The sequence below is a fragment of the Granulimonas faecalis genome (assembly GCF_022834715.1).
GTDB classification, from domain to species: Bacteria; Actinomycetota; Coriobacteriia; order Coriobacteriales; family Atopobiaceae; genus Granulimonas; species Granulimonas faecalis.
On the sequence record NZ_BQKC01000001.1, the window covers coordinates 1,001,416 to 1,023,810 of the forward strand.

Below are 22,395 nucleotides of genomic sequence, written 5' to 3' on the forward strand. Positions count from 1 at the left end.
GTCGCCGATCGCGTGCGACGCCGCGTAGATGTCTCGCGCCTTACTGGGCGGCAGAGCGGGCGAGGTTGCCCTTCTTGAGGCAGCGGGTGCAGACGTTCATCTTGCGCTTGTGACCGTTCTTGAAGACGGTGACGCGCTGGATGTTGGGGCGGAACTTACGATTGGTGACGCGGTGGGAGTGGCTGATGGAGTGACCAGCAACCGGGTGCTTACCGCAGATTTCGCAGACCTTCGACATTTGTTTTCCTCCATTACGCGGGCGCCATTGCGCACGCCTACATGCAACAGCTGTCCAAATATAGCACAGGCCCCCGGACGTGCAACGAACGTACACGGTCTGTGCGTTTCTTCATCTCCTCCTCCTTGACCGGCGGTCCCATGGGACAAATAATTTCTGCTAGAAAATGTTTTCCGCAGAAAGGAGAGCCATGGAGCCCATGGAGGAACCCCATGGTACCTGCGCCACGCCGCCCGGCGAGCCGGTCCCCGAGGTGATACGCGAGCTCGCGGGCCGGTTCCTGGAGGAGGCGTTCGCCGCGAGGCGGCTCGTGAGGCCGCCGCTGGCGCACCTCGACGGCCACGGCCTGCGCCTCGAGGACGCTGGCCGCGGGTGCATCGGCCTTCTCGGAGTGCTGTCCGACGAGGGCGGCTGCGCCAGCCCGTCGCTCTTTGCCCGTCAGCTCGGCCTGACCCCGGCGCGGGTCTCCAACATCCTCTCGGCCCTCGAGCGGGAGGGCCTCGTGGAGCGCGGCCCCTCCGCAGGCGACCGCCGCCGCGTGGAGGTGCGTCTCACCGAGAAGGGCCGCGAGGTCGACGCCCTCATGAACGAGGCGCTCGCCCGGCACACGGCCGACCTCCTCAACGCCCTCGGCGAGGAGGACTCCCGCGAGCTCGTGCGCATACTCGGGCGCATCGTCGCCGTGCTCGGGGGCGCTCAATGGCAGCAGGCCCACCGGCAGCAGTCCCAGTGGCAGGGGAGGTGCGGGTCATGAGGGTGTTCCGGTTCCTCAAGGGCCACGGCCTCGCCGTGGCGCTCTGCATCACGCTCCTCGTGGTCCAGGCCAACCTGGAGCTGGCGCTGCCCGGCTATATGAGCGACATCATCGACGTCGGCGTGCAGCAGGGCGGCATCGAGGGCCCCGTGCCCCGCACCATCTCCGAGCGGGACCTCGCCAATCTCGAGATGTTCATGCCCGAGCCCCACGCCGCCCTCGTGGAGAGCGTCTACGGCGAGCCCGACGCCGACGGCATCCGCACCTACACCGGCACGGAGGCCCAGGCGGCCGACGACGGCGAGGTAGGGGAGGCCATGGCGCTCCCCGAGTGCGTGGCCCTCTCGCTGGGGCAGGGCATCGACCCCTCCAAGATGGAGGGCGCGGCGTCCTTCTCCGACATGGGGTCGTCGCCCCAGGCAGCCAAGCTCGCCGCCACGCCCCAGGGTCGCGAGAGGCTCGCCGCCGTGCAGCGGGTGCTCGCCGCCTCCGACGGCAGGCTCACCTTGGACGTGGTCCGCGCGCTCTACGACGCGGGCCTCGTGGACCGCGCGCAGCTCGTGGACGCCGCCGACGCCATGTCGGACGCCATGGACGCCATGGCCGGGTCCATGACGTCCCAGCGCGCCGTGGACTACGTGCGCTCCGTCTACGGGTCGCAGGGCGTGGACCTCGACTGGGTGCGCTCCGACTACCTCGCCCGCACCGCGCTCGTGATGTTCGGACTCTGCGCGGCGACCCTCGCCACCACTGTGGCCGTGGGCCTCATCGCCAGCCGCACCGCCGCGTCCGTGGCCCGCGACCTGCGCCACCGGCTCTTCTCCAAGGTCATGGACCTCGCGCCCTACGACGTCGACCGCTTCTCGCCGTCGTCGCTCATCACCCGTTGTACCAACGACGTGCAGCAGGTGCAGATGGTCGTGGTCATGATGCTCCGCATGATCCTCCTGGCGCCCATCATGGGCATCGTCGCCTTCATCCAGGTGTGCGCCACCAGGAGCGGCCTCGAGTGGATCATCGCCGTGGCGCTCCTCGTGCTGCTGGCCGTCGTCGGCGTGCTCATGGGCCTCACCATGCCCAGGTTCCGCCGTATGCAGTCGCTGGTGGACCGCCTCAACCTGGTGTCGCGCAACATGCTCGACGGCCTCATGCCGGTGCGTGCGTTCGGCCGCGAGGCCTACGAGCTCGAGCGCTTCGACGAGGCCAACACCGAGCTCAAGGAGACCCAGCTGTTCACCAACCGCTCCATGAGCCTGCTCATGCCGGCGATCATGCTGCTCATGAACCTCATGGCCCTCTCCATCGTCTGGTTCGGCGGCTTCGCCGTGGACGACGGCACCATGCAGGTGGGCACCATGATGGCGTTCATCTCCTACAGCGTGCAGATCGTCATGGCGTTCATGATCCTCGCCATGGTGGCCGTCATGCTGCCGCGCGCCGAGGTCTCGGCCGTGCGCATCGACGAGGTGCTCGACTGCGAGCCCCTGGTCGCGGACCCGGCAGACCCCGTCCCCGTGCCCGATGGGGCGCCCGTCGGCGAGCTCGTCTTCGACGACGTCACCTTCCGCTACCCCGACGCCGCCGACCCCGTGGTGGCCTCCGTCAGCTTCAGGACGCAGCCCGGCCGCACCACGGCCATCATCGGCTCCACGGGCTCGGGCAAGACCACGCTCGTGAAGCTCGTGCCGCGGTTCTTCGACGCCACCGAGGGCACCGTGTCGCTCGACGGCGTGGACGTGCGCGACATGGCCCTCGACGACCTGCGCGGCCGCATCGGCTACGTGCCGCAGCAGGGCCTGCTGTTCTCCGGCACCATCCGCAGCAACCTGCTCTTCGGCGCGCCCGACGCCACCGACGAGGACCTCCGCTGGGCACTCGAGGTGTCGCAGTCGGCCGAGTTCGTGGACCAGCTGCCCGAGGGCATCGACACACCCGTGGCCCAGGGCGGCACCTCGGTTTCGGGCGGCCAGCGCCAGCGCCTCTCCATCGCCCGCGCCCTGGCCCGCAGGCCCGAGGTCCTCGTGTTCGACGACTCCTTCTCGGCGCTCGACTACGCCACCGACGCCCGTCTGCGCGACGCGCTGGCGTCCCAGGTGCGCGGGGCCGCGGTGGTCGTCGTGGCCCAGCGTGTGGCCACGATCATGCACGCCGACGAGATCCTCGTCCTCGACCGCGGCACCCTCGTGGGCCGCGGAACCCACGAGGAGCTGCTCGCCGCCTGCCCCACCTACCTGGAGATAGCGCGCAGCCAGCTCTCCGACGAGGAGCTCGACCTCACCGAGGCCCGCGCCAACGGCCTGGTGGACGACGACGCCCCCACCCACGACGACCCCGAGGAGGTGGCCGACAATGGCCGATAACCGTGCCCCCGCCATGGCCCGCGGCCCCATGGGAGGCCCCGGCCGCCACCGCGGCTCCGGCGAGAAGGCAAAGGACCTGGGCGGCACCCTGCGCCGGCTCGTGTCCTACGCCCGGCCCCACATCGCCGCGCTCGTGCTCGCCCTGCTCTTCGCCGTCGCGTCCGTGGCCTTCAACGTCGTGGGCCCCGACGTCCTCGGCCGGATCACGACGAAGCTCTTCGAGGGCCTCGTGGCCAAGGTCGGTGGCACCGGCGGCATCGACTTTGCCTGGATCGGCCGCACGGCCCTCTTCCTGCTGGGCCTCTACTTGGCCTCCGCCGGCTGCTCCGCCGTGCAGGGAATCCTCCTCACCGGCGTCTCGCAGAAGGTCTGCTACCGCCTGCGCTCCGACATCGCCGAGCGCATCTCCCAGGTGCCCCTCGGCTACTTCGACGACCACTCCAAGGGCGACGTGCTCTCCCGCATCACCAACGACGTGGACACGCTGGGCGCCTCGCTCAACCAGTCGCTGTCCCAGATGGTGACCTCGGTCACCCAGGTCGTGGGCGTCGCCGCCATGATGGTCTCCATCTCGCCGGTCATGGCCGGCGTGACGTTCCTCTGCCTGCCCCTCGCCCTCGTGGTGGTCCTCGTGGTGGTCCACTTCTCCCAGCGCTACTTCGTGCAGCAGCAGCGCACCCTCGGCGCGGTCAACGGCATCGTCGAGGAGGACTTCGCCGGTCAGATGGTCATCCAGGCCTTCAGCCGTCGGCAGGCGTCCGTGGAGGAGTTCGACGCCGCCAACGAGGGCCTCTACGACAGCGCCTGGCGCAGCCAGTTCCTCTCCGGCCTCATGCAGCCCCTCATGAACCTGGTGTCCAACATGGGCTACGTGGGCGTCGTGGTCGTGGGCGCGGGCCTCGCCGCGGCCGGCACCATCTCCATCGGCGACATCCAGGCCTTCATGCAGTACGTCCGCAACTTCACCCAGCCCATCTCGCAGCTGGCCAACGTCGGCAACATGCTGCAGTCCATGGCCGCGGCCGCCGAGCGCGTCTTCGAGTTCCTCGACGCCCCCGTGGAGTCCGAGCCTGAGCACCCCGAGCGTCCCGCGTCGCGCGACGGCTCGGTGGCCTTCGACGACGTGGTCTTCGGCTACAAGGCCGACGAGCCCGTGATCCGCGGCCTGTCCTTCTCGGCGGACCCCGGCCAGACCGTGGCCATCGTGGGCCCCACCGGTGCCGGCAAGTCCACGCTCATGAAGCTCATGCTGCGCTTCTACGATGTCGACGGGGGAAGGGTCCGGGTCGACGGCCTCGACGTGAGGCGCTGGTCGCGCCCCGACCTCCGCGGGAACTTCGCCATGGTGCTGCAGGACTCCTGGCTCTTCAAGGGCACCGTCCGCGAGAACATTCGGTTCGGCCGGCTCGACGCCACCGACGAGGAGGTGGAGGAGGCCGCGCGCGTCGCCCGGTGCGACCACTTCGTCAACACCTTGGACGGCGGCTACGACTTCATGGTCAACGAGGAGGGCACCAACCTCTCCCAGGGCCAGCGCCAGCTGGTGACCATCGCGCGGGCCGTGCTCGCCGACAGGCCCATCCTCATCCTCGACGAGGCCACCTCCAACGTGGACACGCGGACCGAGGTGCTCATCCAGGAGGCCATGGACCGGCTCATGGCCGGCCGCACGAGCTTTGTGGTGGCCCACCGGCTCTCGACCATCCGCAACGCCGACAACATCCTGGTGATGGAGCACGGCGACGTGGTGGAGCAGGGCACCCACAGGGAGCTCCTCGCGAAGGACGGCGTCTACGCCAGGCTCTACAACTCGCAGTTCGAGGGATGCGACTAAGGAGGCATGACCTGCGGCGAGGGGGGGGGTGCGGCCTGCGGCGAAGGCCCTCGGATGCGCCCTGCCCCACGGCGAGGAGGGCGTAGCCCGCGGCGAGAGGCCCTGGGTGCGCGACCGTCCGGCGAGGGCGGGCGAGTGCGCGGTTTGTCCCCGGCAAAGCGCCCCCGATGCGCGGTTTCGGGTTCAGAACGCGCATCGGGGGCCTCTCGCCGCGGGTGGGCCGCGCATCCACCGGCTTTCACCGGAGAGCCGCTCATCGAAGGCGTTTCGACGGGCCGGAGAGGCCCCGGGGCCCACGGTCCGAACCCGTCGGCGAGACACAGCGAACCCCCTGCTCAGACGTGCCGGGCGAGGGGGTTCGCACAGTTGGAGGTTGGTGGGCCCAGTAGGATTCGAACCTACACTCCAAGGATTATGAGTCCTCTGCATTGACCGTTATGCTATAGGCCCGATACAGAAAAGGGCGGCGACCGAGGCCGCCGCCCTGTATCATGTGGTGGAGATAAGGGGGATCGAACCCCTGACCTCATGACTGCCAGTCATGCGCTCTCCCAGCTGAGCTATATCCCCGTGGGTTGGTGCGTCGATAACTATAGCAGAAGCCGAGGCCTCCGCAAGCACTTTTTTTCGTCGATTGGGCCACGATGTCAAAACATCCCCTCTCACCAGGCAAGACGCGGGCCATCGTCGCCCTGTGCGCCGCCGTGGTCGCCGTTGCCGTCTGGGTGCTCTGGCCCCTCGCGCTCTGTCCGGACCCGACCCCCCGCCCACGGGCTGCCCGAATCCGACTTCGTCGAAGGCGACGGGTCCGCAGGTTACCGGGACGGCGACGGTGTGCCCGACCCCGAGGACATCATCGTGTCGGCCCGCGCCTACACGGCCATGCGCCCCCGCTATGGGAGCGCCTACTACGAGGGCGGCCCTCCCGCGGACAGCCGGGGCGTGTGCACCGACCTCCTCGCCGCCCCTCAAGGGCGCCGGGTGGGACTTGCAGTCCCTCGTGGACGAGGACATCCGCGCCGCCCCCGGGGCCTATGGCGTGGGGGAGCCGGACCGGGCCATCGACTACCGGCGCGTGAGGAACGTCGCCGTCTACCTGGGGATCCATGCTGCCTCGCTGACGCTCGACCCCTACGACGCCGCCGCGTGGCGTGCGGGGACATCGCCGTGTTCTCCGACCACGTGGCGGTCGTCTCCGATGTCCGCGACGGGGACGGCGTGCCCTACCTCATCCACCACGAGGGCCCGCTGCGGCGCTCCTTCGAGGAGGACGTCCTGGCCTCCCGCCCCGACCTTGTGGGGCATTTCAGGCTCTGAAGTCGCCCGGCCTAACGGGGCCGGAAGGGTGGCTACCATGGGATGTTGCTGGCACGCACCCAGGACGACCGGAAAGGACCTCTCCCGTGGCCGACAAGAACGACCGATCCCCCACCCCCGCCGACCGGCGCAGGCAGAAGCGCGAGGCCAAGGAGGCAAAGGCCCGCGAGAGGCGCATCCGCGCCCGGCAGGGGGACCGCAGGCTGTTCCCCAAGGTGTCCAAGAAGGCTGCCACCGCGTTCGTGGCCGTCGTGGCGGTGCTTTTCGTCCTGAGCGTCTTCTGGCGTCTCGGTCCCGGCTCCCAGGCCCCCCGCGTGCAGGGCACCGACGCCCCGGCCGTGGCCAAGAAGGGCGCCACCATGATCTACAAGTCGGGCTCCTATACGGTGGGCACCAACCTTGACGCGGGGCAGTACAAGTTCCTGGCGGCCGGCGGGCAGACCGCCGCCGTCTCCGTGGACGGCGGCGATGCCGCCTCCTTCACCACGCAGTGCTGGCTCGAGCTCTCGGACGGCCAGAAGGTGGAGGTTTCGGGCGCCACGTTCGCCTCGGGTGACGACATATCCGCCACCGACGCGCAAGAAGTCGAGGGCACGGGTATCTACAAGGTGGGTACCGACTGCCCCGCGGCCCGCTACGCGGTCACCTCGGACGGCTCCGGCGCCGCCTCCTACGCCGTGCTCGACTCAGACGCCCCCGGGTCGGAGCCCGTGGCCTCCGGATCGGTCGACGGCTCCACGGAGGTGCAGGTCGCCGATGGTCAGTACCTCGAATTGAGAGGCTGCGTCGCGACCGTCCTCGGATAGATCGCGGCCCTGACGTTTCACCCTGTTAGGAGGGACCATGGCACGGGACTCGGCGGGTAGAGGACGCACCACCGCGATAAAGGGCTTGACGGTCGCCGTCGCCCTCGCGGTGCTCTGCGTGCCCGTGGGCCTCTCCTCCTGCACGGCAGGGAGCGCGAAGGCCGCGGGGGCCACAACCCTGGGTCAGACCCGGAAGGTGGGGCACGGTCGGAAGCCCGACGCCGACGAGCTGCTCGTCATCCGCACGGACGACTCCACCTCCGCCTACGGGAAGCCCATGCAGGTGTCCGCCCCCTCCGACGGGTCCGGGGTCCCTGTGACCCTGGTGACGGAGTTCTTCTCGACGTCGCGCTTCCTCTTCATCTACGTGGACGGCGACATGGTGGAGGTGCAGGAGACACCCAAGGATCGCACGGTGGTCCCGCTCTCGGGTGACCGGTTGAGCGAGGGCACGCACACCGTGGAGGCCGTCCAGTATGCCGGAGACAGCCCGGCGGCCACTGTGACCATGTACAAGACCGCCCAGTACGTTGTCTCGTGAGGGAGGACGATTGAACCGAAGGATCTCTGCCCTGGCCGACACCCCGCGCGCCCGCTCCGCCGTGCGCAACGCCGCCGTGGCCTACCTCGTCCTCACGGGGGCGGCCATGGGCTTCGTCATCTACCTCCTCGCCTGCGCTGCCGCGTGGGTGAGCGGGCGGCCCGGCGGCTTCTCGGCCCCCATCCGGGTCGTGCTCGTCTCGCTTCCTGCGGGTGCCTGCCTCATCTTCCTGTTCGCCCTTGCCGTAGGGGCGTGCACCACGGGCATCGCCCTCGCCTCGCGTGCCCTCCGCGCGCCTACCAGGGGCGTGCCGCGCTGGCTGGGAAGGGCCTCTGCCTCCCTCGTGGTCCTCTACCTCGCCGGCGTCGCCTGGTCGTTCACCCAGGCGGACCCCGTGCTCTTCTCCACCTTCGCGCTCATGCTCATGCTCACGGTCGTCTTCCGCTGGGTGGTCACGGAGAACGTCGTCGTCCCGCCACCGGAGGAGCCCGACTCCGACGCCGTGGCGTGTCCCGAGGGGCTCTCGCGGTTCATCACCGGCTATTGCCAGCTCATGGTCATCTGGGGCTCCATGGAGTGCGTCATGGCCATGACCTACCTCGCCAAGGTGGCGTCCGTCCCCATGGCCGAGCCCGGTTTCGTCTCCACCATGGGCTCCGGCGTCACCACGGGCCTCATACTCCTTCTTGAGGGAGCCTACTTCGTCGTGTGCGCCGTCTTCAACGTGCGCGGGGCCAAGCGCCAGCGCGACGCGCGAGTCGGTCTCGGCCTGCTCTTCGCGGGGCTCGTCGCCGCGCTCTCCCTGCTCGTGCTGGCCCTCGTGGTGAGGGCCATGGGGTCGCCCGACGGCACGGAGCAGCTCTTCTGCGCCGTGGTGAGCTCCGGCCTCATGGCCGGCGCCTACGCGAGGTGCCGGGCGCGGCTCAAGCCGTCGTATCGCCCGACGGCAAACGGTTACACTGCATAACGCCATTGACAGCTGTCCCGGGCGAGCCGGGGGAGGGAGCGGACACCATGTCCAACGACCGCAAGCTCATGAAGGTCATGAGCCTCATCCTTTTGGCCTGGTCCCTGGTGATCTTCGTCTACGACGCCCTGTGCATCGTGACGGTGGCCACCAACGGCTGGCACTCCGCCGGCTTCGTACTCGTGGCCAGCTACACCTTCCAGGGCCTGTTCGGCATCTGGACCGGCATGGCAGGCGTCAAGGGGGCCAACACCCCGTCGCGCTCCGGGAGGTTCAACGTGGGTGCGGCTATCCTCTCGCTCTTCGAGCTGTTCTGCCTCGTCTACACCCTCGTGGTGGGCCACGACCTCGGCGGACGGGTCTTGGGGGAGGACATACCCAGCATCGTCCTCGAGGTGGTCGCCCTCATCGTCTGCGCCGCGGGCTGGATGTTCGGTCGCCGCGTTCTGGAGGCGTCGAAAAAGTAATCCAAATTGGCCCTTGCACGCCGAGACGCTTCTGCTAATATAAATATCCGTGCGGCAGCGTCGCACCTACGGGCGATTGGCTCAGTGGTAGAGCACATCCTTCACACGGATGGGGTCGCTGGTTCGAACCCAGCATCGCCCACCAGAGAAACAGCAGGTCATCGGGGTAACCCGGTGGCCTGTTTTCTTTTGGTCGCAAAATGGTCGCAAAATGGTCGCAAAGGTGGTCGCAAAAACCCGGCGCCCACGCCCACGGGAGTGCCCGGGCTCATGGGACCCCACGTCCACACGGGCGCCGTCCCATGAAAAAGGCGCCTCCCGAGGGGACCGATCCCCGGGAGGCGCCCGATGTTCCGTGTCTCTAAGGTCTGCCAGATCCTCGTGGGGTAGGAGCGACAGCCACACACGAACCCAGAAGGGTGTTAGTTGATGGAGTTCACCAGCTTCTGGATGCCGGACTTGCGGTCGGCGGCCTGGTTCTTGTGGATGATGCCCTTGGAGGCAGCCTTGTCGAGAAGACGGCAGGCGTGATTGCACTTCTCCTGGGCCAGGGCGGCGTCGCCGGCTTCGACGGCCTCGCGAACGTGCTTGATGGCGGTCTTGAGCTCAGAACGGACGGCCTTGTTGCGGATGCGGGCCTTCTCGTTGGTCTTGTTGCGCTTCTTCTGCGACTTGATGTTAGCCACGTGCGGTTCCTTTCGATGCGATACTGTGAGGCCTCTTGTTGAGACACGGTGAGGCAACTTCGCAATACTAGCATAGGGGGCCCGGAACAGCGCATCTACGGCGCACTATGGAGAAAAGTCCGCACATCTCCCGCCCCGGCCGGGCCGTCTGGCCCATGCTAGACTGGCTCCTATGGCTACCACAGATCTCTCTCACATCAGGAACTTCTCCATCGTCGCCCATATCGACCACGGGAAGTCCACCATATCCGACCGCATCCTTGAGATGACCAACACAGTGGAGGAGCGCGACATGGAGTCGCAGCTCCTCGACACCATGGACATCGAGCGCGAGCGCGGCATCACCATCAAGTCCAACGCCGTCCGGGTCATGTACACGGCCGACGACGGTGAGACATACCAGTTCAACCTCATCGACACCCCGGGCCACGTGGACTTCACCTACGAGGTCTCCCGCTCCCTGGCCGCCTGCGAGGGGGCCGTGCTCGTGGTCGACGCCACCCAGGGCGTGGAGGCCCAGACCGTCTCCAACGCCAACCTGGCCATGAACGCCGACCTAGAGATCGTGCCTGCCATCAACAAGATCGACCTGCCGAGCGCCCACCCCGACGAGGTCAAGGTGGAGATCGAGGACGAGCTGGCCGTCCCCGCCGAGGACGCCGTGTGCGTGTCGGGCAAGACCGGCGAGGGCATCCACGACCTGCTCGAGGCCATCGTCTTCCTCGTGCCGCCCCCCGAGGGCGACGCGGGCGCGCCCCTCAAGGCGCTGGTGCTCGACTCGTACTTCGACGAGTACCGCGGCGTGGTGGCCATGGTCCGCGTGTTCGACGGCCACGTGGCCAAGGGCGACGAGCTCACCATGATGCAGACCGGCCAGGACTTCCTGGCCGACGGCGTGGGCGTGAAGCGCCCGGTCGAGGTGCCCGTGGACGAGCTGGGCCCGGGCGAGGTGGGCTTCGTGGTCACCGGCCTCAAGGACCCCGAGAGCGTGCGCGTAGGCGACACCCTCACGTACCGCGACCGCCCCTGCGCTGAGGCGCTGCCCGGCTACCGCGAGGCCAAGCCCATGGTCTACACCGGCATCTTCCCGGTGGACAACAAGGACTACGAGGACCTCCGGGACGCCCTGGAGAAGCTGCACGTCAACGACCCGTCCCTCGTGTGGGAGCCCGAGACCTCCGTGGCCCTGGGCTTCGGCTTCCGCGTGGGCTTCCTCGGCCTCCTCCACATGGAGGTGGTCAAGGAGCGCCTGGAGCGCGAGTTCGACCTCGACCTCATCGCCACGAGCCCGTCGGTGGACTACCACGTCTACCTCACCGACGGCGAGACGACCGACGTCCGCAGCCCCCAGGACCTCCCCGACGTCACGCGCATCGACCACATCGAGGAGCCCTACCTCTCCGCCAAGGTCATCGTGCCGCCCGAGTTCACCGGCGCCGTGATGCAGCTGGCCGTGGAGCACCGCGGCGTCATGGCCAACATGGACTACCTGTCGGACAAGTCGGTGGAGATGCGGTTCGACATCCCGTTGGCCGAGCTCATCCTCGACTTCTTCGACCAGCTCAAGAGCCGCACCAAGGGCTACGCCTCGCTGGACTACGAGTTCTCCGAGTACCGCCCCAGCGACCTCGTGAAGCTCGACATCCTGCTGTCCGGCGACGACGTGGACGCCCTCTCGTTCATCGTCCACAGGGACAAGGCCTACACGCTGGCCCGCGGCCTCTGCGACAAGCTCAAGGAGATCATCCCGCGGCAGCTGTTCGAGGTGCCCATCCAGGGCGCCATCGGCAACAAGATCATCGCCCGCTCCACCGTGAAGGCCCGGCGCAAGGACGTGCTCGCCAAGTGCTACGGCGGTGACATCTCCCGCAAGCGCAAGCTGCTCGAGAAGCAGAAGGAGGGCAAGAAGCGCATGAAGTCCATCGGCAGCGTCGAGGTGCCGCAGGAGGCGTTCCTCGCCATCCTCAAGGTGGACGAGTAGCCCGTGGCCCCCACTCCGGGCGAGCTGCTCGCCACCTACGGGCCCGCGGCGGGGCTCGCCCCGGCCGTCGCGCCGTTCCCGCGGGAGGGGACGTTCGCCGAGCGCCTCGCCGCCAACCCCTTCCTCATGGCCCCCATGGCCGGCGTCACCGACGGAGCCTACCGCCTCCTCGCCCGTGCGGGCGGGGCGGCGCTCGCCGTGAGCGAGATGGTGAGCGTGGCCGGCCTCCACCACGCGAACGAGAAGACCTGGCGCCTCGTGGACCCGCTGCCCGAGGAGCCGGACATCGTGGTGCAGCTCTTTGGCTCCGACCCCGCGCAGTTCGCCGAGGCCGCCGCCACCGTGCACGACCGCGTGGGCGGCAAGCTGGCCGCCATCGACGTGAACATGGCCTGCCCCGTGCCCAAGGTCACCCGCAAGGGCGAGGGGTCGGCGCTCCTCGACGACCCGGACCGCGCCGCGGCCATCGTCGCGGCCTGCCGCGAGGGAGCCGGCGACGCCGTCCCCGTGACGGCCAAGATCCGCATCGGCCGCAGGCCGGGCGAGACCGTGGGGCCGGCCTTCGCCGCCCGGCTGGAGGAGGCCGGTGTCGCGGCCGTGGCCGTGCACGGCAGGTTTGCGAGCCAGTTCTACCGCGGGGAGTCCGACGCGAGGGCCGTGGCCGACGTCGTCCGAGCCGTCTCGGTGCCGGTCATCGCCTCGGGCGACGCCCTCGACGCCGCGGCGGCCGCACGCCTCAAGGAGGGGACCGGCGCCTGCGCCGTCTACTGCGCGAGGGGCACCTACGGCGACCCGTGGATCTTCGGCGACGCCGCGCGGGTCCTGGCGGGGGAGCCCGTGGCGGGGCGCGGGGTCGGGGAGCGCCTGGCGGCCTTCGCCCTCCACGTGCGGCTGCTCGAGGCCACGGGGGCGCATATCGCCCGGGCGCGGTCGCTGGCCGGCTGGTACCTCAAGGGCATGCCCGAGGCCGCCTCTTGGCGAGAGCGCGCCATGCACTGCGACACCGCCGCCGACTACCTCGCCCTCATCGAGGCGGTCGCCGCGCAGTGACGCCCCTGTCCCAACACCCGGACACTTTTGTCCCAATGGTCGGGCACTTTTGTCACTACAGACCTTGATTATGAGAGGGGCGACGATGGCGGACGCGACCGGCTTCCGGGCCCTCTACCTCCACGTGCCGTTCTGCGTGCGCAAATGCGCCTACTGCGACTTCGCCTCGTCGGCCACGGGGCGCCGCGACCCGCTCATGGCCGTGTACGCCCGGTCGCTCGCCGCCATGGTGCGCCGCATGGCGGGGGAGGGCCTGCTCGACGGTCTCTCCACCGCCTATGTGGGCGGGGGCACCCCGTCGCTCCTGGGGGGCGAGGGCCTCTCCTTCCTGATCGGTGCCGTCCCGTCCGTGGGCGAGCTCACGTTCGAGGCCAACCCCGACTCCTTCTCGCCCGACCTGGCGGCTGCCGCCCGCGACGCCGGCGCCACCCGGGTGTCCCTGGGCGTGCAGTCTCTGGCAGACGACGAGCTCCGGGCCCTCGGGCGCGTCCATGACGGTGAGGCGGCCCGGCGGGCCCTGGGTGAGGCGGCAGCCAGCGGGCTCCGCCTGTCGGCCGACCTCATGGCCGCCGTCCCCGGCCAGACGCCGGCAAGCCTCGCCGCCAGCGTGGAGGGTGCGGTCGCCGCCGGTGCCAGCCACGTGAGCGTCTACCCGCTCATTATCGAAGAGGGTACGGTCTTCGGGCGGGCCGTGGAGGAGGGGTCCATGGAGGAGCCCTCGGACGACGAGGAGGCCGCCGCCATGGAGGCGGCCGAGCGGGTCCTCGGCCGGCTGGGCTTCGCGCGTTACGAGGTGGCGAGCTACGCGCGGCCCGGCGAGCGCTGCCGACACAACCTCTCCTATTGGAACGGCACGCCCTACCTGGGCCTCGGCACGGCGGCGGCGTCCATGGCCGACTGCGGGCTCTACGGGCGCCTGCGTCGCCTGGCGCCGGGGCTGCCCGCCGTGGCGGCCTCCACGGCGCGGGTTCGTCTCACCTGCGACTCGACCGCCCGGGAGGTGGCCGCGGCCGAGGGGGACCTGTCGCGGCTGTCCTTTGGAGTAGAGGAGCTCACGGCCGGGGAGGCCGCCGCCGAGGACCTCATGCTCGCGGCGCGGACGTCGGACGGGCTGGGGCCGGGGCTGCTCGCCCGCGCCCGGGACGCCGTCGGCGCGGCGGCCGTGGACCGCGCCGTGGACACGCTGGTGGGGGAGGGGCTCCTTGCCGAGACCCCGTCGGGGGCCTTTGCGCCCACCGAGCGCGGCTGGCTCATGGGCAACGTGGTCTTCGGGGAGCTGTGGGGCTTGGCGGACGGAGACTGACGGCCCCGGGCGGGGATGCCCCTTCTCGAGTGCGGCCTTCAGCCGGTCCCGTGCCGGGTTGCGCGATATAAATGTTCCATCATGAATAGACCGATGAAAATTATGGATGAAAGCCGCCTCCGGCGCCGGTGGCTCGCATATTTCCATTAAGTTGCAGCGCTTATATCGCGCAACCGACTTCGGCTCCCTGCGGCCTCCCGGTCGCGCGCCGGCAACCGCGGCGGTGCCCCCTACTCGCCGCCGCCTTCGGCCACGCCCCTCGCCCAGGCGCGCACCTCGGCTCCCACCTGCGGGTCGTCGACGTAGGCCCCCAGCGCGTCGCAGAGGAACCGCGCGTATGTCTCCTTGAGCCGGTGGTCGCCCACGACCTTGGCCTCTGTGCCAAAGCTCGCGAGCCTTCCCATGAGGGCGGCGCCGTCGGACGCCGGGACCTCTATGCGGGTGCGCCCGTCGTCGAGCACCCGCACGGAGTTCTTGCGGGCCAAAGGCGAGTCCTCGCTGTCGGGGTCGAAGGAGTCCGCGATGGCCTTGAGCACCGAGCCCTCGGCCTCCAGCTCGAGCATGAGGGGGTCCGAGGTGGCATACATCTCGTAGCTCGTCTCCAGGGTGTAGCGCTCCTGCTCGGTGAGGCCGGCCCGCTTGCCCGGGGCCGGGTCAAGGAGGCGGTAGGGGAGCAGGCCGAGATGGCCCTCGTCGGCCCAGTCCTCCACGCTGCCGGGAATGACGCGGTCGAGCCGGTAGTTGAGGTAGCCGTTGTTGTGCACCACGTAGCGGGGGCCGTCGCAGGTCTCCTCCACGGTCACAAACCGGGCGCTCATGTAGTAGCGGCCCCGGTCCTCGTGCACGGCCACTGGCAGCAGCAGCCGACGCATCTCACCGTCGTGGCGGGGCTGGGCCACGAGGTCGAGGTCGGGGCCCAGGGTGCCGTAGATGAGCGACACCGGGGCGATCGTGGCGTCCCTTCGGCCGCCCACGGACGAGAGCCGCCCCGCCGCCCGGGCCACAGCCTGATAGGTGGAGAGGAGCGCCGCCGACGACTCGGCGCGCGGCCGGTAGCTCATGCAGGGCGCCACGGACCCGTGCTCGGGGGCGTGGTGCAGCAGCTTGACCTTTTCCATGAGGCGGTCCTTGGCCCGGGCGTCGGCAAGGCGCGAGTGGGCGATGGCGTCTGCCAGGATGAAGACCTCCTCGGCCGAGAAGGGCCGTTCCACGTGGTAGGTGAAGCGGTTGCCGCCGCGGTCGCGCGAGGTGACGGTCCGGGTGGGCTCTCTGCCCGGGTCCGCGATGACATCGCGACGCGCGAACAGCTGGTTGATGGCGCCGAAGTCGCGGCGGATCCGCTGGAGCGCGTTCTCGTGGGCGCGGTCGGAGTCATACTGGGCGTCGGAGACGAGCAGCCCGTAGCCGCGCTCGAGGGCCGTCAGGATGTCGTCGGGGGCATCCAGGTCGCCCTCGTCCCAGGCGCTCGCCACGAGGGTCACACCCTCGCCGTCCTCCTCGGACGTGCGACGGCACAGGAGGTCCCACAGCGCGAGCATGCGCTCGGGGCTCGACGCCTTGCGCGGTGCGAGGTCTTCCTCGACATGCGTCTCTCTCTTATGGCCGGCCATGGCGCCTCCGTACCGTCAGCTGGATCTGCGAGACCCATTGTGGCACGGTGCTCCGTGAAGCTGAATGACATTTTAATGAGGGAATACATTTCAGGCTGCATTCTGCGCCGTCGTCAGATCCTGTCGATGACGTTTGCCGGCTTGTCCAGGTGGTCTTGGCCCCCTTCGCCCTCCCGCCCACGCACCATCGCCATGTGGAAGGCCTCCTCGTTGCGCGCCACCAAGGCCTCCACCTCGCCGTCCGCGAGCTCGATGCCCAACGCCTCCGCCATGAGGGCGAACACCCGCTGGTTGGGGCGGAACCGCGGGTTGTCCCAGATCCAGCCGTCGTCCTCGCCCAAGGACCGCAGCAGGGCCGCGGCCATGGCCGCCGAGCGGGCCTGACCGTTGTCGCAGGCGACCATGATGGTGCCGCGACCCCGGTGCCCGAGGAAGAACGCTGCCGCCTCCCTTGCCTGCTCCCGCGTCATGGCCTGCGGGTGCTCGTAGGCGACGTCCGCGAACTCCAGCACGAGGCAGTCGGGCCCCTCCTCGACCCCTGCGATCTTGCGGCGCGACGTCATGACGATGGCGGCGGCGGGGGAGGGGATCCCCGGTACCTCGGTGAGCTCCATCCGGCGCATCCGCGACTTGGGCACGATGCGCGACACGACGATCCTGGTGCCGAGGTCTGGGTCCGGCCCCGGCTTCCCGGAGGCGCGTCTGAAGAGGTCTTTGATTCGGCCGAAAGACGGCGGCGTGAAAGGTGGGTTCACCGGCGCTCCTCGTTTTGGGCTGTGGCCAGCGTAGCTGCCCTCTGCGGCCCGCCATGAGGGATGGTGGCATAGGTCGACCGCGTTCGCGCCGCCCGCGATATGCCTCCATACGGCATAGTCCCTCTTTCAGCGGGCCGTAACCTTCACCGCATCATCCCGACCCCGAGAGGAGACCCATGGGCCCGTTTGACAAGGTGATCGGCTACCGGAGGGTCGTCTCCGAGCTCGAGCGCATCGCGTCGGTGCTCGTAGACCCAAGCCCCTACGAGCGTTTGGGCGCCCGCGTCCCAAACGGGCTGCTCATCGCGGGCGAGCCGGGCCTCGGCAAGACCCTCATGGCCCGCTGCTTCGTGGAGGCTGCCGGATGCCCGTGCGTCACGCTGCGGCGTACCGTCGCAGGCAACGAGTTCCTCGACCAGATCCGCGACGCCTTCGTCAGGGCCGCGGAGGAGGCACCCTCGATCATCTTCCTCGACGACCTGGACAAGTTCGGCAGCGGCGACCGCAACCGCGCCAGCGAACCGGAGTACGTGGCGGTGCAGAGCTGCATCGACGACTACGCAGGCAAGGGCGTCTTCGTGCTCGCCACAGCCAACAACGTCCTGCGCGCCGTGCCGCCGTCGCTCGTGCGTGCCGGACGCTTCGACCGCACCATCTACCTCGAGCGTCCCGAGTACGAGGACGCCCGCCGCATCGCCGCGCACTACCTGAGGGAGCACTCCATCCCCAACACCATCGACCCCGACGTTGTGGCGCAGTTCCCCATGTCGTGCGCCGAGCTCGAGGCCCGCGTGAACGCCGCGGCCGTCGTCGCGGCATCGGAGGGGAGCGACGTCGTGACGACGGAGCACGTGGTGCGGGTGTGCGTCGAGCACTGGGAGGGGAGGGCCTGGCGCCCCTGCAAGGAACCCATGGACTGGCAGGCGGCCGCCAAGACCAAGCGGTACTGCGACCGTGCCCGCTGCGCCTGCCACGAGGCCGGCCACCTGCTGGTCATGGAGCTCGTCGACCCCGGGTGCTCGGGCTTCGGGGTGCTCCTCGGCTCCGGCGCCCGGCGAGGGCGCGGCTTCACGAGGGTGCGGCGCGACCACAAGCCCTTCTCGCCCGACCGCACCCCCGAGGACGTGCAGGTCCTGGTGGGTCTGGGCGGGCTCGTGGCCGAGGAGGTCGCCTTCGGGGCATGGTCCACGGGGCCCCACAGCGACCTTGAGAAGGTCACCGACATCGTCTACGGCGGCCTGATGCACGGTGTGGGCGGGGTCCAGCACCTCAACGTGATCGGAGAGCGCAACCGGAGGTGCACGCCGCCGTCGCCCGAGCGCATCGCCTGGCGCGAGGCGGCGGCCGTCGACCGGATCCAGCAGGACATGGCCGAGGCCCGCTCCCTGCTCATGGGGCACTGGGCCCTGCACGGCCAGGTGGCGCAGCTCCTCTACGACCGCGGGATCGTCTACGGCGAGGAGGTGCGGGCCATGCTGGAACGGGAGGGGGGCGGCACGACCGAGGGGGACGGTCTAGGCGTCGGCGCCCCGTCGGAAGTAGCCTGAGTCAAAGAACTCGTCGAGCGTGATGCCGAGGCCGCGGGCGATGCGCTCGAGGTTCTGGAGGGAGATGTTGCGCTTGCCGGTCTCCACCTCGGCGAGGTAGGAGCGGGACATGTCGATGGCGTAGGCGAGGTCGTCCTGGCTCAGGTCTGCGGCGGCGCGAAGCTCCTTGATGCGCAGCCCGGTCTGCATGCGGATGTCCCAGTCGGTCATGGAAGCCCCTCCCTAGAGCTTCCATCCTTAATGAGACACTGCTTGAAAGGCACCTCGATATAAGTGACAATGCAGTCAACTGACATCAGTTTAGACTCAGAAATGGAGAGAGCAGTGGCAGAGTTGCAAGCAGGCAAGAAAACGGTTCTCGAGTTGCTCGGAAACGAGAAGGCGAGCTTTCATATCCCCAGCTATCAACGTCCTTACGCCTGGGGTGTCGAGGAGTGCGAGACGCTCTGGGACGACATCTGCTCCTTTACTGTCCCCGACAACGATCCGAACGGCTTTGTGGCTGACAGCGAGTATTTTCTCGGTCCTCTCGTAACGTTCAAGCAGGCCGATTCTGGCTTCTACGAGGTCATCGACGGTCAGCAGCGACTGACCACGCTCATGCTGCTCCTGCGTGTTCTTTACTCGAGGCTTGAGCACATGAACGACAAGGACAATGCCTCGCTCAGGGACGACATCGAAAAGGCGATATGGAAGGTTGGCGAGTTCGGCAAACCCATAGCAGGGGAGTCAAAACTTCAGTCCTCCGTCGCGTCCGATGACGACCTCGGGGAGCTCGGTGCCATTCTCGCGTCTGGCATCGTGGATGACGACATGACCAGTCGCTATGCGGCGAACTACCGCTTCTTCCTAAACGCTGCGGATGATTATGTCAGTAAGTACCCGGACTATTTTAAGTTCCTGGTCAATCGGCTGTTGAGAAACGTCATCCTGCTCCCCATCGAGTCCGAGGATAGGGACTCCGCTCTCCGCATCTTCTCGACGCTCAACAATCGCGGCCTTCCCCTCTCGGATTCAGACATCTTCAAAGCCGCGATGTATGAGCACTACCGAAGCCGGGGAAGGGCAGAGGAGTTCGACAGCCGTTGGAAGGAGATTGAACGGCAACTTGCCGGCCCTCTGCTCGCCGAGGACTCGCCGATGACCGAGCTGTTCCGCCTCTACATGGGATACCTGCGTGGACTCAGCTATGCGGGCTCGACCAACCGCCCCGCCGTCCGAGACTTCTTCAGCCGGGACCGCAACGCCATCCTTAAGGAGGAGAAAACCCTCAGCGACCTCGAGGACCTCGTCGATTTTTGGAATCGTTACGAGGGTGGGGAAGGGTTCTCCGACCCTGTGCTAAAGGATTTCTTCGTACTCAGGTTCGCGCCCAACAAGCTCTGGCAGGACGCCGTTTCTAACTATTACCTCATGAATCGCAACGACAGCGGGCGTCTTGACCAGGATGCCTTCCATAGCTACCTCCAGCGTCTCATCGCGTTCCTGTACGGTGCCGTGGTGGCCGGTGCCACGAGCACCTGGGAGCGTCGCGAGATCGACAAGGAGGCCGGGTTCCTGGCAGGCCGCATCGACCGCTCGCCCTTTGAAGGCCGCTTTACCGAACACGAGATGCGAGATGCGCTGAAAGTGCTCGGTCCTTGGAAGAGGATCAACAAGGGAATTCTCGCCTGGCGAATGATGAGCAACGCGGGCCAGGCACCTATCGAACTGGGAACCGACTTCGATGTCGAGCACATCTACGCGAGGAAGCGTCATCAGAACCACCCAGGCGAGATCACTGACGATCAGCTGGAGTCCCTCGGCAACAAGGCCCTGCTCGAGAAGAGAATCAACATCCGTGCGGCGGACTACGACTTCTCCGACAAACGCGCCATCTACCGCGGACTGACTGCAGGGAAGGCCGGTACCGCCGTCCAGGAACTCCTCGATCTTGCTGACGGCAACGACGACTTTGCCTCCCGCGAGATTGACGAACGCACGGCAGAGATCGAAGGGTCGTTCCTGAGGTTCTTGGAGCAGGCCGGCGTGGTCATCCCCGAGGGTCTTTCCAACGACGATTCCGAGGAGGGCTGACCCATGGGCATCCTGGACAAAGACTGGAAAGAGTACGACGAGGGTTCCTGGGCCATTCGCGACGGTCAGGTGGAGATCGAGGTGAGAGCCTACGAGCATGAGGGGAGAAAGCGGTACGGCTGGGCACTGAGGCAGTGCGGCGCCGTCATTCGCAGAGGGGAGCTTGAGACCCTTCTCGCCGCACAAAAGGTCGCCAAGGAGGCTTTCTCGTCGGAGTCCTTCGATATCGACCAGAACTGGGGTCTTGAGACGGAAGGGACTGGTCGGTAATGGCTTCGAAAGGGTCTCAGATCATCAGGGAGCACGACGATCTGAACCAGCGGGTCAGCTCCCTTGTCGACCGCAAGAACCGGCTCGAGGACCAGCTCGAGCAGAGGAGGCGGGACATCCAGGAGAAACAGGATGCCTTTGCGAACATCGCCCCGAGGATGGAAGCGGAGAGGAGTAACTACCGCTCGGTGAGCCTCATGAGGGCAGAGGCGCAAAAGCAATACGACGAGATCCAGGGGCAATGCTGGTCCCTGATCGAGAGGCGTGATGAGGCCAGGAAAGGCGACGAGAAGCGGCTGCGTCCCTTCAAAAGGAAGCTTGACCGGGCGCAGCGTGCCTATGAGAGGGCTCTCGAGCGGCGAGAGCAGGCCAAACAGAGGCACGACTCCGCCAAAGAGCATGGAAGGTTTCGCGGCCATAACGGCCGTCACGGATACCGTGCGCAGCTTTGGGGGCGACGCCTCCACCCGATCCATGAAGCAGTTTCAGAGGAGTGTCAGTCAGGGTAACCTCGCTGATGCTTCCAACGCTTCTGCCGCCCGTGCCCTGGAGCTCGACGAGGCAGAAGAGGCCGTCATCCTCGCTCAGGAGGATCTTGAGGACGCTGCAGAGGAGTACGAGGAGCAGCAGAATGCCCTTGTCGACTCACGACGCGAGATCGAGGATGCCGGCAACAGGGCCGAGGCACTGGTCAACGGTTTTGTCATCCAGATGATGAACAACGACCGAATCATCGCATGCGCCGAGAGAGCAATCGACAGCCTTGATGAGCTATCGCAGCAGACGCATCTCCTGGAAGAGGCAGCAAAAGACGAGGAGGAGCTCAGCAACTCGTTGAGCAAAACCGAGCTCGAGCTTGCGTCGACCCGCGAGGAGCTTGCCGCCATCGAGGGTGCGGCTACTGAAGCACGCAGGCGCCGAAGCGTGAGAAGGATCGTGCTGGGAGTCTTGGTAACGGTCGCTGTCGTGGCGCTCGCTGTCTGTGCCATCAACCTGACTCCAGCTAGTACCGATGCCGGTAGTGCTCCAGCTGACAGCTCTTCAACTGACGAGGTTGCGTCGCCAGCAGCGGGACCGGCAGCGGAGAACAGCAGTCCGGAGGAGGCTTCGTCTTCCGACAATCTGCCAAATGCCACGACAGCAGTGGAAACATCAGACAACGACATTGACATTGATTATCAGGCTCAAGAGCTTAATGAGATATACGAAGAGCTTGCACAGATTGACAGCCGAATCTCGATTGCAGCGCAGCAATTTAACGACAGTTACCTCACCGGTTCGTTAGAGCAAAGACGTGCGTATGCCACCGATTGCCTACGAATAGTCGAGGACATCACCGGCACATGGACTCCGCTTCAGGATAAGCTGCGTAGCGGGGCGTTTTCTCCGCAATCCAGGCTATACGAGGCCGCACAGGCACTGGACAACCTCTGTAACGACCTGTACCAAAGGGCACATCTTCTCTATTCCGCCTGGGATCTTGATACTAGGTACGCCGATCCGATCCCTGCAAAAGACGACATCCTTGGCATACTAGAGTCCCGTAACAACGAACAGGGTATTAACATCTATAAAGAACATTTCGATAAGAGCTATCCTCTGTGGGCCGAACAATACATGTAATGCCAGCGTTTGAGTAACGCGATTTGTTGCGCGATTGGAAGGGTGGAAGAGGACGGCATCATTTTCGATTCCGACTGGGGTGGCAACGTCGTTGCCCGCGTCGATGGCAGGTAGAAGCGCTTCGCTGGAGCCGCTGCGCTGCTTCTGCTTCTCAACTGGTGACTCGCTGCAATGTGGCCGGGCCGTACTGGACGCCGGCAACGACAAGGC

General features: G+C 67.3%; 21 protein-coding genes, 3 tRNA genes and 1 pseudogene. 18 read left to right on the top strand and 7 right to left on the bottom strand.

The features are described from left to right. Positions 1 to 40: 40 nt before the first annotated feature. Entirely contained in the window at positions 41 to 238 is a 198-nt protein-coding gene (rpmB, locus tag OR600_RS04545; protein WP_135977496.1) for a 50S ribosomal protein L28, read from the bottom strand. 190 nt (positions 239 to 428) lie between these two features. Here rpmB and OR600_RS04550 point away from each other — a divergent pair, with 190 nt between their 5' ends. Genes OR600_RS04550 through OR600_RS04560 form a run of 3 tightly spaced genes read left to right on the top strand, consistent with a single transcriptional unit; the run spans position 429 to position 5,186 of the window. Next, a complete protein-coding gene (locus OR600_RS04550; protein WP_168353981.1) occupies positions 429 to 992 on the top strand; it encodes a MarR family winged helix-turn-helix transcriptional regulator in 564 nt (187 codons plus the stop codon). After that, positions 989 to 3,352, top strand: a complete 2,364-nt coding sequence (locus OR600_RS04555) for an ABC transporter ATP-binding protein (protein WP_265590745.1) — start codon at positions 989 to 991, stop codon at positions 3,350 to 3,352. The genes OR600_RS04550 and OR600_RS04555 overlap by 4 nt, the downstream gene beginning before the upstream one ends. Next, entirely contained in the window at positions 3,342 to 5,186 is a 1,845-nt protein-coding gene (locus OR600_RS04560; RefSeq protein WP_265590746.1) for an ABC transporter ATP-binding protein, read from the top strand. Before OR600_RS04555 ends, OR600_RS04560 begins: the two co-directional genes overlap by 11 nt. Before the next feature lie 374 nt (positions 5,187 to 5,560). Here the strand turns inward: OR600_RS04560 and OR600_RS04565 are convergent. Beyond that, positions 5,561 to 5,636: transfer RNA gene (locus OR600_RS04565), tRNA-Ile, on the bottom strand. A gap of 44 nt (positions 5,637 to 5,680) precedes the next feature. Continuing rightward, positions 5,681 to 5,756: transfer RNA gene (locus OR600_RS04570), tRNA-Ala, on the bottom strand. Positions 5,757 to 6,081: 325 nt separating this feature from the next. On the opposite strand from OR600_RS04570, the pseudogene OR600_RS10010 reads away from it, so the two are divergent. The 7 genes and pseudogenes from OR600_RS10010 to OR600_RS04600 all read left to right on the top strand — a co-directional run. Further along, positions 6,082 to 6,285: pseudogene (locus OR600_RS10010) on the top strand (DUF1287 domain-containing protein); the annotation flags it as partial. A 47-nt stretch (positions 6,286 to 6,332) separates the two neighbouring features. After that, positions 6,333 to 6,503 carry a DUF1287 domain-containing protein gene (locus tag OR600_RS10015; RefSeq protein ID WP_482478766.1) on the top strand — a complete coding sequence of 57 codons (171 nt, stop codon included), beginning with the start codon at positions 6,333 to 6,335 and terminating at the stop codon, positions 6,501 to 6,503. An 86-nt stretch (positions 6,504 to 6,589) separates the two neighbouring features. Then, entirely contained in the window at positions 6,590 to 7,309 is a 720-nt protein-coding gene (locus OR600_RS04580) for a hypothetical protein (RefSeq protein WP_265590747.1), read from the top strand. A gap of 37 nt (positions 7,310 to 7,346) precedes the next feature. Then, positions 7,347 to 7,850: a hypothetical protein gene (locus OR600_RS04585; protein WP_135977439.1), complete on the top strand. Its 504-nt coding sequence runs from the start codon at positions 7,347 to 7,349 to the stop codon at positions 7,848 to 7,850. Positions 7,851 to 7,860: 10 nt separating this feature from the next. Continuing rightward, entirely contained in the window at positions 7,861 to 8,817 is a 957-nt protein-coding gene (locus OR600_RS04590; protein ID WP_204407195.1) for a hypothetical protein, read from the top strand. A gap of 47 nt (positions 8,818 to 8,864) precedes the next feature. Beyond that, positions 8,865 to 9,284, top strand: a complete 420-nt coding sequence (locus OR600_RS04595) for a hypothetical protein (protein ID WP_135977437.1) — start codon at positions 8,865 to 8,867, stop codon at positions 9,282 to 9,284. A gap of 70 nt (positions 9,285 to 9,354) precedes the next feature. Then, a tRNA-Val gene (locus OR600_RS04600) sits at positions 9,355 to 9,429 on the top strand. Positions 9,430 to 9,706: 277 nt separating this feature from the next. Here OR600_RS04600 and rpsT read toward each other — a convergent pair. After that, complete coding sequence (gene rpsT, locus OR600_RS04605) at positions 9,707 to 9,970, bottom strand: 30S ribosomal protein S20 (protein ID WP_135977436.1); 264 nt, start codon at positions 9,968 to 9,970, stop codon at positions 9,707 to 9,709. 172 nt (positions 9,971 to 10,142) lie between these two features. Here rpsT and lepA point away from each other — a divergent pair, with 172 nt between their 5' ends. The 3 genes from lepA to OR600_RS04620 all read left to right on the top strand — a co-directional run bounded on the left by lepA (position 10,143) and on the right by OR600_RS04620 (position 14,304). Next, on the top strand, positions 10,143 to 11,951 hold the full coding sequence (gene lepA, locus OR600_RS04610) for a translation elongation factor 4 (RefSeq protein ID WP_251173295.1): 1,809 nt from the start codon (positions 10,143 to 10,145) through the stop codon (positions 11,949 to 11,951). A 3-nt stretch (positions 11,952 to 11,954) separates the two neighbouring features. After that, positions 11,955 to 13,001, top strand: a complete 1,047-nt coding sequence (locus OR600_RS04615; protein WP_135977434.1) for a tRNA dihydrouridine synthase — start codon at positions 11,955 to 11,957, stop codon at positions 12,999 to 13,001. Positions 13,002 to 13,086: 85 nt separating this feature from the next. Next, complete coding sequence (locus tag OR600_RS04620; RefSeq protein ID WP_265590748.1) at positions 13,087 to 14,304, top strand: coproporphyrinogen-III oxidase family protein; 1,218 nt, start codon at positions 13,087 to 13,089, stop codon at positions 14,302 to 14,304. A 230-nt stretch (positions 14,305 to 14,534) separates the two neighbouring features. On the opposite strand, the gene OR600_RS04625 is transcribed toward OR600_RS04620, so the two are convergent. Together OR600_RS04625 and OR600_RS04630 are read right to left on the bottom strand one after the other, a co-directional pair. Beyond that, positions 14,535 to 15,914, bottom strand: coding sequence for a WYL domain-containing protein (locus OR600_RS04625; RefSeq protein ID WP_265590749.1), 1,380 nt, complete (start codon positions 15,912 to 15,914; stop codon positions 14,535 to 14,537). A gap of 113 nt (positions 15,915 to 16,027) precedes the next feature. Further along, the gene (locus OR600_RS04630; RefSeq protein ID WP_265590750.1) at positions 16,028 to 16,564 is read right to left on the bottom strand and encodes a hypothetical protein; all 537 of its coding nucleotides are present in this window, start codon (positions 16,562 to 16,564) and stop codon (positions 16,028 to 16,030) included. Between the two features lie 281 nt (positions 16,565 to 16,845). Here OR600_RS04630 and OR600_RS04635 point away from each other — a divergent pair, with 281 nt between their 5' ends. Next, on the top strand, positions 16,846 to 18,216 hold the full coding sequence (locus tag OR600_RS04635; protein ID WP_265590751.1) for an AAA family ATPase: 1,371 nt from the start codon (positions 16,846 to 16,848) through the stop codon (positions 18,214 to 18,216). Here OR600_RS04635 and OR600_RS04640 read toward each other — a convergent pair. Further along, on the bottom strand, positions 18,184 to 18,426 hold the full coding sequence (locus OR600_RS04640; RefSeq protein WP_135977429.1) for a helix-turn-helix domain-containing protein: 243 nt from the start codon (positions 18,424 to 18,426) through the stop codon (positions 18,184 to 18,186). The two genes, OR600_RS04635 and OR600_RS04640, sit on opposite strands and share 33 nt — an antisense overlap. Before the next feature lie 114 nt (positions 18,427 to 18,540). On the opposite strand from OR600_RS04640, the gene OR600_RS04645 reads away from it, so the two are divergent. Genes OR600_RS04645 through OR600_RS04660 form a run of 4 tightly spaced genes read left to right on the top strand, consistent with a single transcriptional unit; the run spans position 18,541 to position 22,185 of the window. After that, positions 18,541 to 20,292 (top strand): DUF262 domain-containing protein, encoded by a 1,752-nt coding sequence (locus OR600_RS04645; protein WP_265590752.1) that lies wholly within the window; start codon positions 18,541 to 18,543, stop codon positions 20,290 to 20,292. A gap of 3 nt (positions 20,293 to 20,295) precedes the next feature. After that, positions 20,296 to 20,562: a hypothetical protein gene (locus OR600_RS04650; RefSeq protein ID WP_135977427.1), complete on the top strand. Its 267-nt coding sequence runs from the start codon at positions 20,296 to 20,298 to the stop codon at positions 20,560 to 20,562. Then, on the top strand, positions 20,562 to 21,071 hold the full coding sequence (locus tag OR600_RS04655) for a hypothetical protein (protein ID WP_265590753.1): 510 nt from the start codon (positions 20,562 to 20,564) through the stop codon (positions 21,069 to 21,071). Before OR600_RS04650 ends, OR600_RS04655 begins: the two co-directional genes overlap by 1 nt. Beyond that, positions 21,037 to 22,185 carry an LIF/OSM family cytokine gene (locus OR600_RS04660; RefSeq protein WP_265590754.1) on the top strand — a complete coding sequence of 383 codons (1,149 nt, stop codon included), beginning with the start codon at positions 21,037 to 21,039 and terminating at the stop codon, positions 22,183 to 22,185. The genes OR600_RS04655 and OR600_RS04660 overlap by 35 nt, the downstream gene beginning before the upstream one ends. The last annotated feature ends 210 nt before the right edge of the window (positions 22,186 to 22,395 follow it).